General features: G+C 73.2%; 10 protein-coding genes. 4 read left to right on the top strand and 6 right to left on the bottom strand.

Features of this window, described 5'->3' with window-relative positions; all coding sequences use genetic code 11:
• Positions 1 to 78: 78 nt before the first annotated feature.
• From ACIQU6_RS12360 to ACIQU6_RS12350, 3 genes are read left to right on the top strand one after another with little or no spacing between them, the layout of a single operon-like run.
• Positions 79 to 762, top strand: a complete 684-nt coding sequence (locus tag ACIQU6_RS12360) for a hypothetical protein (RefSeq protein ID WP_403481563.1) — start codon at positions 79 to 81, stop codon at positions 760 to 762.
• Positions 759 to 1,727 carry a protein phosphatase 2C domain-containing protein gene (locus ACIQU6_RS12355; protein WP_403481562.1) on the top strand — a complete coding sequence of 323 codons (969 nt, stop codon included), beginning with the start codon at positions 759 to 761 and terminating at the stop codon, positions 1,725 to 1,727. The genes ACIQU6_RS12360 and ACIQU6_RS12355 overlap by 4 nt, the downstream gene beginning before the upstream one ends.
• A complete protein-coding gene (locus ACIQU6_RS12350) occupies positions 1,724 to 3,340 on the top strand; it encodes a DUF4189 domain-containing protein (protein WP_403481561.1) in 1,617 nt (538 codons plus the stop codon). Before ACIQU6_RS12355 ends, ACIQU6_RS12350 begins: the two co-directional genes overlap by 4 nt.
• Before the next feature lie 73 nt (positions 3,341 to 3,413).
• Here ACIQU6_RS12350 and ACIQU6_RS12345 read toward each other — a convergent pair whose 3' ends face one another.
• From ACIQU6_RS12345 to ACIQU6_RS12335, 3 genes are all read right to left on the bottom strand, one after another.
• Positions 3,414 to 5,378: a serine/threonine-protein kinase gene (locus tag ACIQU6_RS12345; protein WP_403481560.1), complete on the bottom strand. Its 1,965-nt coding sequence runs from the start codon at positions 5,376 to 5,378 to the stop codon at positions 3,414 to 3,416.
• A gap of 164 nt (positions 5,379 to 5,542) precedes the next feature.
• Entirely contained in the window at positions 5,543 to 5,944 is a 402-nt protein-coding gene (locus ACIQU6_RS12340) for a restriction endonuclease (RefSeq protein WP_403481559.1), read from the bottom strand.
• A 464-nt stretch (positions 5,945 to 6,408) separates the two neighbouring features.
• The gene (locus tag ACIQU6_RS12335) at positions 6,409 to 6,870 is read right to left on the bottom strand and encodes a nitroreductase family deazaflavin-dependent oxidoreductase (RefSeq protein ID WP_403481558.1); all 462 of its coding nucleotides are present in this window, start codon (positions 6,868 to 6,870) and stop codon (positions 6,409 to 6,411) included.
• Positions 6,871 to 7,001: 131 nt separating this feature from the next.
• Between ACIQU6_RS12335 and ACIQU6_RS12330 the strand changes: the two genes are divergently transcribed.
• Entirely contained in the window at positions 7,002 to 7,715 is a 714-nt protein-coding gene (locus ACIQU6_RS12330; protein ID WP_403481557.1) for a TetR/AcrR family transcriptional regulator, read from the top strand.
• A 43-nt stretch (positions 7,716 to 7,758) separates the two neighbouring features.
• Here ACIQU6_RS12330 and ACIQU6_RS12325 read toward each other — a convergent pair whose 3' ends face one another.
• The 3 genes from ACIQU6_RS12325 to ACIQU6_RS12315 all read right to left on the bottom strand — a co-directional run bounded on the left by ACIQU6_RS12325 (position 7,759) and on the right by ACIQU6_RS12315 (position 11,447).
• Positions 7,759 to 9,024, bottom strand: a complete 1,266-nt coding sequence (locus tag ACIQU6_RS12325) for a hypothetical protein (RefSeq protein ID WP_403481556.1) — start codon at positions 9,022 to 9,024, stop codon at positions 7,759 to 7,761.
• 128 nt (positions 9,025 to 9,152) lie between these two features.
• Positions 9,153 to 9,662, bottom strand: a complete 510-nt coding sequence (locus tag ACIQU6_RS12320) for a SigE family RNA polymerase sigma factor (protein WP_403481555.1) — start codon at positions 9,660 to 9,662, stop codon at positions 9,153 to 9,155.
• A gap of 159 nt (positions 9,663 to 9,821) precedes the next feature.
• Positions 9,822 to 11,447, bottom strand: a complete 1,626-nt coding sequence (locus ACIQU6_RS12315) for a sigma-70 family RNA polymerase sigma factor (protein ID WP_403481554.1) — start codon at positions 11,445 to 11,447, stop codon at positions 9,822 to 9,824.
• Positions 11,448 to 11,540 lie beyond the last annotated feature (93 nt).

Here is an 11,540-nt window from a genome sequence, read left to right as displayed (position 1 = left end):
GAGGGCGCTCATAGAGAGCAAACTCCTTACTCTAGAAGCGAGTTGACGCACACAACAGAGACGGGGGAGCGGATCTGTATGGCTGAGGCGAGGGGTGTGTTGCTGCCGGCCTATGTGCTGGCCGACGAGTCGGGTTCGATGGGCCCGCACCGGAACGAGCTGTCCGACGGCCTGATCTCGCTGTGCGAGGGGCTGCGGGCCGAGCCGATGATCGCGGCCAAGCTGCGGCTGGCGATCCTGGGGTTCTCCGACGACGTGCAGGTCCGGCTCGCGGTGGCGGACATGCGCACGGAGACCACACTGCCGAAGGTGGTCATCCGGGGCCTGACCAACTACGAGGCGGTCTTCGACGACCTGTTGGACCGGATCCCGTCCGACGTGCAGTGGCTGCGCGGCGAGGGCTACAAGGTGCACCGCCCGGTGGTGTTCTTCCTCAGCGACGGGCAGCCGACCGACGGCGGGAGTTGGCGGGGCCCGCACGCCAGGCTGATCGACAAGTCCCAGACACCGACCGCGCCCAACATCGTCGCCTGCGGCATCGGCGACGCCCAGCCCGCCACCATGGTCGAGGTGGCGACCCGTCCGGAGTTCGCCTTCGTGGCCAAGCCCGGGACCGACATCGGCCAGGCGGTCGCCGAGTTCTTCCATGCGCTCACCTCCAGCCTGGTCGCCTCGGGCCAGGCACTGGGCTCGGGCAGCCCACAGTTGGTGGTGAACCGCCCGGACCAATTCACCATGGCCGTCGACGAGGTGGGGCAGTGACCCCTCCCGCCGGCGAGGGCTCCACGACGGCGCACCGCACTCCGCACCGCCAGGCACCGCCCGTACCAGCCACCTCCGAACCCCCGCCCTGGCAGCGCGTCACGGTGGGCGAACCAGGCCCCGAGTTCGAGGCCCGGCCCCCGGGCCAGTACGCCTTCGAATTCCCCGACACCGAATGTGACGGCTGGTCAACTCACTTCTTCACGCTGCGCTTTGCCACTGTCCGGGGCGCCAAGCACCGCTACTACCGGCAGCCCCGACAGGACGCCGCCCGGGCCGCGGCGCACGAGTCGACCGGCGGCGTCGCCTTCGCCGTCGCGGACGGCGTCTCCAGCGCCACCAACTCCGAGTTCGGCGCCGTCGAGGCGTGCCGGGCCGCCCTGGAACGGATCCTCCACCTGGCGTCCGCGTCCGAGGGGCGACTGGACTTCCGCGACGTGGCCGAGCACGCCGCCGAGCGGCTCCGCGAGCTCGCGAGGTGGCGGCTGGGCGGGCGGCAGCCCGAGCCGGGCGAGGTGGCGGGCCTGTACGCGACGACGTTGGTGGCCGGCGTGGTGCGCCCCGAACCGGCGGGCCCGGTGGTCGAGCTGTTCCGCATCGGGGACTCGTGTGCCTGGATACTGGACCTGACCACCGGGCGGTACCGCGAGCTGTTCGGTTCCAAGACCGGCTCGGCCGCTCCGCTGGTGTCGAACGAGGTCACCCCGCTGCCCCACGTCCCCGATCCGCCCGAGCACGCCCGTGTCCGACTCGGCGCGCACCAGGCGCTGTTGGTCGGCACGGACGGCTTCTCGGACCCGCTCGGGGACGGCGACGGCCAGGTGGGCGCGCTCTTCGCCCGCCACCTCTCCAGCCCGCCCGTGCCCGCCTGGCTCGCGCACCTGTTGGACTTCTCCCGGGAGACCTTCGACGACGACCGGACCCTGCTGGCGGTCTGGCCGCGCGACACGGGGGCCCCGCGATGACCGCGGACCGCGCCCCCACCGTCGACCACGCCACGCTCGCCCTGGGCCGCCAACTCGGCCAGGGCGGCCAGGGCACGGTGTACGAGGTGCCGCACAAGAAGATCAACCAGGCGCACGGCGACGGCTGGGACGTCGTCTACAAGGAGTACCGCGCCGAGGTACTGCCCCACCTCGACGCCGCCGCGCTCGCCGCGCGGGTGGCGCTGCTCGGCGAACTGGACGCCGCGGACGGCCGCTGGCTGTGCGAGAAGACCGCCTGGCCCGCGGCCGTCGTCGAACGCGGCGGCACCGCCTGCGGCTTCCTGATGCGCGCCGTCCCCGACCGCTTCCGCTTCAACCTCCTCAGTCTGCACGGCAGTTCGGGAACCCGTCGGCTGGCGAACCTGGAGTACCTCCTCAACGAGGACGGCTATGTCGCCGGCATCGGCCTGAGCATCAGCGAACGGGACCGGCTCCTGCTGCTGGCCGACCTGGCGGCCACGCTCGACCGCTTCCACCGGATCGGCATCACGGTCGGCGACCTCTCCCCCAAGAACCTGCTGTTCACCACCGCCCCCACGCCCGAGTGCTTCCTCATCGACAGCGACGCCATGGGCCTGCGGGGCACCACCGTGCTGCCCCAGGCCGAGACGCCCGACTGGCAGGTCCCCGACGGCGAGGAGAAGGCCACCCGGGCCGGCGACGTCCACAAGCTGGGCCTGCTCGCGGTCCGGCTGTTCGCCCGTGACCAGACCACCACCGATCCCGCCGCCCTGGCCGGACTCAGCGCCGCGCTGGGTGACTTGGCCCGCGCCAGTCACCGTCCGGACCCGACCCGACGGCCGACGCCGTCCCAGTGGGCCGAGCAGCTCACCGCGGCCAGCGCCACCGCCTCCACCACCCCCGCCAAGGGCGCGCCCGCCCGGCGCCGGGCGGGGCGTCCCGGCGGGCCCCCACCGACCCGCCCGCGCACGCCCAACCGCCCGCCGGGCCAGGCGTCCGGCCCCGGCACCACGCCCTCCGCCACGAAGCCCCCGGCCCGTGCGGCGGCCGCCGGCCTCATCGTCGCCGCCGTGGCCGTGCTCGTCGGGCTGCTCATCCCGCACGGCCACGACTCATCCGACACCAACGCCAACTCCGCATCCACGTACACCACTTCACCCGTCGACACCCCGACCGGAACCGAGCCGGCGTGGCTGCACAGCACGCCCGACACCCCCGCCACCACGTACGCCCCGCCGACCTACTCGCCCCCGGTCACCTACTCCCCGCCTCCCTACACCTACTCCCCCGTGCCCTATCCGACGACCGCCCCGGCCGTTCCCCCGCCGCCGCCCCGGCCGGACTACTTCGGCGCCATCGCGGTGGGAAACGACGGCGGCTACGGCACGGCCTGGGACTACCACTCCATGAGCGGCGCCAGCCAGGGCGCACTGTCCAGATGCTCCAGCTACAGCTCCGGCTGCAAGGTCCTGACGGTGTTCGAGAACAAGTGCGGCGCCTTCGCCTACAACTCCGCCACCCGCCAATACTGGGGCGGTCACGGTGCCACCCGAGCCGAGGCCGAAGCCGACGCCATCTCCCATGCCGGCGGCGGGCGTTGGATCACCTCGGTGTGCACCACGGGCTCCTGACGACGCTCCCGGCACCTCCCGGGGCCGCCTGCTCGTCGCAGCGGCGCCCCGGGCCCGGCCGTCCGTTCCGGCGTCAGTTGGCGCGCTCGTAGTGGTACCCGTTGCCGTGTGCGGGTCCCACGTCGTGGCGGATGCCGCCGGGGTCGTCGAGGGCGAAGTAGGACGGGTCGGCGGTGCCGCAGATGCCGCTGGAGCGGGCCTGGTCCACGGGGGCGGCGCTGAGGTTGATGCGGCTGCCGCCGGCCGACACGGACTCCAGCCGGGCCACGTTCTCGCAGTGCCCGGTGCCGGTGACGTCGCTGATCAGCCGGACGGCCTGCTGGCCGTCGGCCGCCCGGGAGATGACCACCTTCCCCGGCTGCTGCGCGTACGGGTTGGTCAGGTGCCAGGTGCCGACGAAGGACGTCGGGACGGCGTTGCCGCCGGAGTCGGGTCCGGAGCCCGAGCCGGATCCCGAACCGCCGCCGGTGGCCGTGTTGTTGCCGCCGACCGAACCGCCCGGCGAGCCGCCTCCCGTCGCCCCGCCCGAGGAAGCCGTCCCGCCTCTCGACGTGCCACCGTTGCCGCCGTTCGTGCCCGCCCCGCCGGCCCCCACGGTAGCCGCCGACGATCCGGCGCTCCCGCCGCCCGGTGCGCCGCCACCGGAGTCCTGGGGCTGCTTCGCGTCCTTGGAGTGCGCCGGCGACGGGCTCGACGGTGCCGGTGCGCCGGGGTTGACCGGTGCCGCACTCCGCCCGTTCGCCGGCGGCGACGCTTGCTGCCTCTGGAACGGCTGGAGCACGAACACGGCACCGCCCCCGACCGTGACCACGGCCACCAGTCCGACGCCGACGACCAACGGGCGTCGCCGCCGCTCCCGTTCAGCAGAACGGGCCGGCGTGGTACGGGCCGACCGCTCGGGCAGCCCCTCCTGCGGCACCGCCGGCCGCGCCTGCGACGACACCTCCGTCGGCACCCGCTGCGGCGCGCCCCCGGGGGCGCCGCCGTCGGCCCGAAGGCCGACCGTCGGCCGGTCGCCACCGCTCGCAGCGCCCGCCTGGGCCGCTCCGCCCACCGGACCGCCGTCCGGAGCCTCCGCTTCGGCGGCCACTCCCGCGTCCGCGTCCAGCAACCGGGCCGCCTGCTGGGCCAGGGCCACCACCAACTTGGCCGGCAGCCACTCCCCACCGGCCGGCCGTTCCTGCCCCGCGGTCTGCAACAACGCGTCCACGACCGGCCGTTGCTCCGGGTCCTTCGTCAGACAGCGCCCGACGAGCTTCCGCAGTGCCTGGTCCGACACCGCGTCCAGGTGCGGTTCACCCTCGACGATCCGGTACATCACCGCGTGCTGGTTGGTCACGTCCTGTCCGAACGGCAACTGGCCCGTCGCCGCGTACATCAGGACGCACCCGAGCGTGAAGACGTCGCTGGCGACGCCCACCTCCTGGCCGAGGATCTGCTCCGGCGACATGAAACCGGGCGAGCCGATGACCATGCCGGTGCTGGTCAGCAGGGATTCCACCGAGGCGTCGAGGGCACGGGCGATGCCGAAGTCGATGACCCGCGGGCCCTCGACCGTGAGCATCACATTGGACGGCTTGAGGTCGCGGTGCACGATCCCCGCGGCGTGGATGTCCTTGAGCGCCCGCAACAGCCCGTCGGCGAGGACCCGTACGGAGTCCGCGGGCAGCGGGCCGTACTGTCGCACGACGTGTTCCAAGGACGGACCGGGCACGTAACCCGTTGCCACCCAGGGGAGTTCGGCGTCCAGATCCGCGTCCAGCACCGGTGCCGTGTACCGCTCCCCGACCCGTCGCGCCGCGTTGATCTCCCTGCGGAAGCGGGCCCGGAAATGGTCGTCCGACGCGTGCTGCTCGTGGACGACCTTGACCGCGACCGTGCGCCCGCCCGCCGACCGGGCCAGGAACACCCGGCCCATCCCGCCGGCCCCGAGCCGGCCCAGCAGCGCATACGGTCCGATACGCCGCGGATCGCCCGGCGCCAGCGGCCGCACCCCCACGAGCCCGTCGTCCCGCCCGTCCGCCCCCGCACTACTCATGACTGTCCGCTTCCCCCTGGTCACCACACCCGCCGCGCCACCCCGCCGCCGAACTGCGCGCGGCCGGAGCGGTATTACTCCAACACGAACGGGTCCCCGACGGTATCAACCCCCCGCACGGGGCCGGCTACCGCCCGCCGCGCCTGGCGCCCGTCCTCCCGGCCTCAGCCCCAGGGCGGGCGGCCGCCGGCGGCCCAACGGGCCAGTCCGCGCCCGTCGATCAGACGGAGCGGCGCGGGGAGCGAGGCGTTGGCGACCTCGGCGTCACGCGTGAACCGCGAGGTGGTGACGATCGCCGCGGCGTCGCAGCGGTGGAAGTCGCTGTACGTCCCGTTCGCCGTGTAGATCGCGGGGGCGCCGACCCGATTGCGTTCGCCGTACCGCTTGCACTGCACGGCGATCCGCCGACCGTCCCGCAGTACGACGAGGACGTCCAACCCCCGGTCGTTGGCGCCACCGGAAACCGTGGCGGACCGGACGCCGGGATCGCGGCGCGCAAGATCGGCGATGGCGTGCTCGAACTGGGTGCCGGTCAGGTGCTGATAGGCGGCGAGGGTATGCGTCACGTCCCGCCGCGGCCCAACACCCCCGGGACCCCGAAGCCGAAGCCGACCGCTCCACCCAAGAAAGCCCAGCACTGCCGCGACCGCCAGCACCCCGAACGCCGCCGTGCTGACGGGATATTCGCGAGCGAGCGACACGAGCACGACGACGGCCAGGACAACCCCGGCGAACCGGGTGAACGTCCGCTCGCGGGCCCGGCGCCGCGCCGCCTGGCCGCGGGGCCGCCGCGCGGGACGACGGGCCGCCTGGCGCCCCGGCCCACGCCCGGACCCCCGCCCCCGACCGGACCGACGACCACCAACACCCCGCCGCCGAGCTGGCGTTGCCATGCGATTCCCTCCCCCTCCGGTCCTCCTGTCTAGCCCGAACCAGCCGGCGCCGTACCGCGGTTGCAAAGGGTTGGCGCAAAACGCGCCCGCCCCTCCGCCGGATGCGGGCGTCCGTGGCGTAGGGAGGGGGAAGGCGGTCAGTCGGTGAACGTGAGGCGGAAGACCGGGTGCTTCGGTGCGATGCGGAGCAGTTCGTCGTCGGAGGACTCCGGGCCGACGCCGTCGAAGAAGGCGCTGACCTGCGCCTTCCAGCGCTTGAGGTAGGCACGCAGCAGCACGGGCTTCTCGTCGTTTGACACCTCGGTGACGGTGAACGGCCGCGCGGCCCTGCCCAGGCGGAGTTCCCCGCCGCCCGCGGCGCGCAGGTTGCGCGTCCACTGGACGTGGCCGCGGGGCGCGACGAGATAGTGCCGGCCGTCCACGGTGAGCAGGTTCACCGGCGTGCACCGCCACTCCCCGCTCTTGCGGCCGCGAACAGCCAACTCCTGCGAGCCGAAGACGCCGATCCCGCGCCGGTTGAACCAGGCAACGAGCCGGTTGAACACGTTGATCGTGAACCAACCCGGCTTGACGGCGTGATCGGCGGTGTGTGCACTCATGCGAATCCTCCTCGACGCGAAAGCGTGAGCACTGCTCTCTCTGTAGAGCAGTGTGCACGCCGGCGTCACGCAAAGCAAGAGCGGTGCTCTCGATTCGAGTCACCGCTCTGATTGGTGGCAGACTGGCCGGCATGACTGCCATCGAGGGAGCGCGCGCACGCGCACGCAGGGAAGTCACCGCGGCGATCAAGGACGAGGCCCGCCGACAGCTCGCCACCGAGGGGGCGGCCAAGCTGTCACTGCGCGCCGTGGCCCGCGAGCTCGGGATGGCCTCCTCCGCGCTGTACCGGTACTTCCCCAGCCGGGACGACCTGCTCACCGCGTTGATCATCGACGCCTACGACGCGGTGGGCGGGGCCGCCGAACGCGCCCTCGCCCGGGCCGACGCCGCGCCCCTCGCCCGTTGGACCGCGGTCTGCCGCGCCGTCCGCCGCTGGGCGCTCGCGCACCCGCACGAGTACGCGCTCATCTACGGCTCGCCCGTGCCCGGTTACGCCGCGCCCCAGGACACCACCGGGCCCGCGGCCCGCGTCGGCCTCGCCCTGATCCGCGTGGTCGAGGACGCGCACGCGGCCGGCGCCTGCCCCGCGCCGGACGACCCGTCGCTCCCGAAGAAGGTGCTCGCCGACGCCGAGCGACTGCGCAAGACCCTCGGGGTGCGGCTGCCCGCCCCCGCCCTGGTGGCGGCCACCGCCGCCTGGGCCGAGCTCTTCGGTCTGGTGAGCTTCGAGCTCTTCGGCCAGTTCAACCGGGTCGTCGATGCCCGCGACGCCTTCTTCGAACGCGCCGTCACCCGACTCGCCGGCGATGTCGGCCTGTCCGCCGCCGAGGAGTCGGGCGCCTAGCAGAACCGGGAGCGCGGCCGCACCCGCGTGTCATCACATTCCGTCAAGAACCTTCCCACCACTGCGGGTTGAGGGCGATGACCCTGAGTTGATGCATCGTCAGCGCGGGGGTCGTGCGGGTCGCCGCGCCGTACTGCGTCTCGGCGTTGAAGGCGCTGACGACCACGCGCTTGCCGTCCGGCCGCATGGTGTCCACGGTCCACCTCACCACGCCGTCGGCGCGATCGTTGCCCGGACCCTGGTGGACGGCGACACGGGTGCCGTCGGCCAGGGTCTCGCTGCCCGCGCGGAAGAGGTCGCCGGCGACCTCGCGCATGTCCGGCTGGACGTTGACCTGGAGAAGGCTGCGACCCTTCCCGTCGTCGACGACGACGTAGCCGTACTCGGCATCGCCCCCGTCGCTCTTCTTCGCCACGTCGAGGCCCTTGGGCAGCAGGGCGGAGAGCTTGGCGGAGAGCGGAGGAGCGGCGGGCCGCTCCGCGCGTTGCCGAGGGCCGCCGGGGAGAGTGTCGGTGATCCTCCGCCACTCCTGTGCCGCCGCCAGGGTCCTCAACTGCCCTGCAGAAAGCGGCGGTTCGGCGCGACTGACCGGGGCGCCCTTCTCGGCGGCGTTCCACTCGCTCAGCGAGACGCTCTGACCGGCCGGCGTGACCAGGTTCGCGGTCCACCGCTTGGTGTCCGCCCGCCCGTCCGCGTACTCGTACCCCTGGAGGATCATCAGCTCCGAGCCGTCGGCCAGCCGCTCGGTGGAGCAGGCGTCGTACCTCGCCAACGTCCGGTCGGGGCACCTGGTCCGTTGCCGGGCCTCCTGGCCGCCCGGCTCGACCCGGGCCAGCGAGACGGAGAGGGCCGCGGGGCCCTTCCCGTCGTCGTAGACGACCGAGGCGTACGGCCATCCGCCCTCGCCCTCCCGCGTGCCCCGGCCCTCTTCCTGACGGAACACGGCCGCGCCCGACCCGGTCTTGCGCAGCAGCGCCTCCCACGTCCGGATCATCTCGTCCTTGCCGACGGCGGACGGCGAGGAGGCGGCCGAGGGCGTGGCGGTGCGCTGGCCGGCGGCCGCCGACGAGGTCCGCGAGCCGGCCGGCGTACCGCTCCAGGACAGCAGCAGCGTGCCGCTCACGCCGGCGAGCACGATGCCGGCCGCGCCGGAGACGAGGACGGCGCAGCGGCGCAGCCGCAGCCGCCGGCCGTGTGCCGCTCCGGCGGCGGCGAGCGCGCCCTGGTTGGTGTCGAAGGTCCCGCCGACCTGGTGCAGGGCGGCGGAGAGCCGGTCCTCGAAGGGATCGCTGTGCTGCTCAACGGGCATGACGAATCACCGTTTCCGCGAGGTCGAGTGAGGTGAAGAGCAAGGGGTCGGAGTGGAGGGAGCGGAGAGGGAGCGGGCCGGGAGGGTGGCAACCGAGCCGACCGCCCCCCGAAGGGGAGCGGGGGCCGTCAGCGGTGGGCATACGCCCCGAGGTCCTCGCCGAGCAGTTCCCGGAGGCGCCCCAGCGCGCGCACGCATCGGGTGCGCACGGCGGCCGAACTGGCGTTGAGCGCGTCGGCGGTCTCGGCGATCGACCGGTCCTCCCAGTAGCGCAGGACGACCACCGCCCGGTCCTTGGCGGGCAGTTGCCCGAGCGCGTCGAGCAGGGTGAGCCGCAGCGCCGGGTCATCACCCGTCGCGTCGGGGCGATCGGGCAACACGTCCGTCGCGCGCTCGGTACTGCTGCGGCGCCGCTGGTGGGCGAGGAAGGTCCGGGTGAGCACGGTCTGCGCGTACGCGGCGGGATTCTCGGTCCGGCTGACCCGCCCCCAACGCGCGTACAACCGCCCCAGTGTCTCCTGCACCAGATCCTCCGCAAGGTGCGTATCGCCGGCCGTCAGCAGACACGCGGACCGGTAGAGGTGCCCGGCCCGCGCCACCGCGAACTCCGCGCACTCTTCCGCGCGGCCCTGTCTCATCTGCTCCCCCTGCCCCGGTAGCCCGGTGTGCGTGCGCCTGGCGCTGTTGTCCTGTCCTCACCTCATTGATGCGGTGAGAGGGGGAAATGTTTCATGGGGGTGTGGGTGGGGTGGTGAGGGGGTGTTGGTGGGTGACCATGGGCCCCCTCGCGCCGCCCTTCAGCGCGGTGCGGCCAGGTCCTGGGTCCACCAGGGGCCTTGGGGGCCGTGGGCGATGCCGATGCCTACCGCGGTGAACTTGCAGTCGAGCAGGTTGTCGCGGTGCGGGGTGTCGCCCATCCAGTCATCCACCACCGCGGCGGGGCTCGCCGGGCCGCGGTCGAGGTTCTCGCCCCAGCGGCTCCACTCGTATCCGGCGGCGGTGATGCGTGCGTCGGGGCCGACGCCGTCCGGTGAGACGTGCTCGTAGTAGTTGCGGGTCGCCATGTCGGCGGAGTGCCGTTGGGCCGCGTTGTGGAGTCGCGGGTCGATGCGGAGCGGTCCGCAACCGGCCTGTGCGCGTTGGCGGTTGACGAGGGCGGTGACGTGTTCTTCGAGGTCGGGTGGGGTGGGGGCGGGGGAAGGCCGGGTGGCGGTGGGGGTGAGGGTGGGCGTAGGAATCGGGGTGGGGGTGGTGGTGCGGGACGGGGTGGGGGTGGGAGTGGGAGTGGGGGGTGTCGGGGTGGGGGTGGACAGGGTGCGTTCCGGGGTGGGGGTGGGTTTGGGGGCGGGGGTGTGCGCGTTGTGGGGTGTCTGGGGGCGCCACCACAGGGCGGCGACGGCGGCCAGGGCGAGGACCAGTGCGGTGCCGGCGATGGCCGTTGCCTTGAGGGACGGACGGCGGGGAGGGGGCGGGGGTGACGAGGGGGCGGTTCCGTGGTGGGGAGCGGGCTCCGGGGTGTTGCCAGGCGTCGCGCCCGTCGTCGCGCCGGTCGCGTCGCCAGGCGTCGGAGCCGTAGAGGGGGTTGAGGAGGTTGCGGTGGTTGGGGTGCCTGGAGTTGGTGAGATGCCCAGGGCGGTGGGAAGGGCAGGGTGGGGCGTGAGGTGTGCGGGGAGGGGGAGCATGGCGAGGCCGGCCAGGAGGCCCTCGGCGGGCAGCAGGTCGCTCCAGTGCCTGGAACAGGTGGTGCAGTTACGGGCGTGCCGGGCTATGCGTTTGCGCCACAGCGGGGCGGGGTTGTGGTCCCATGCCGCGGTCAGCTCGGCGAGTTCCGGGCACGGCGGGTTGCCCGCGAGGGCGCGGACGACGACGCGTCCGGTCTCCAACTGCTCCTTCATCCGCTGCACCCGGACCGCGGCATGCCGGCTCTCCAGGCCGATGGCGGCGGCGAGTTCCGGCCGGCTGATCTCGCCGGCGGCCTCCAGCCACCACAGCGACAGCAGCGAGCGGTCCCCCTCGTCCAGCCAGCGGGTGGCCTCGGCCACCTCACGGCGCTGACCGGACAGACCCAGTCGCAGGATCGTCAGGTCGACGAAGTCGGCGGAGCGGTCCGGGCGTTCGACCGCCTGCTCGTCCAGGGCGACGGTGGGGACCTTGCGGGCGACGGTCCAGCGGCGCCGTACCTGGTTCATGGCGATCGCCACCAACCAGGAGCGGAACGACGCCGGCTCCCGCAGATCCGGCAACGACTCCAGGGCACGGACCATGGTCTCCTGCACCACGTCGTCGACGTCCGCATGGCCGTCCAGCGCCCGGCCGACGACGTTGTAGATCAGCGGCAGGTACCCGGAGACGAGTTGCTCCCGGGCTTCGCCGTCTCCCGCCCTGGCCGCCTCGACGGTCGCCGTACCGTTGTCCCACTTCACGCCTGTTCGGTCCTGTTCATCCGTTTACGCCGTCATGGCCCCCGCGCTCAGGTGACCCGTCCGACGCCCGGCGACAACAGAAAAGTTACGTGG

The sequence above is a fragment of the Streptomyces sp. NPDC090442 genome (assembly GCF_044769405.1).
Taxonomy (GTDB): Bacteria; Actinomycetota; Actinomycetes; order Streptomycetales; family Streptomycetaceae; genus Streptomyces.
This window is presented reverse-complemented; position numbering and strand designations above follow the sequence as displayed.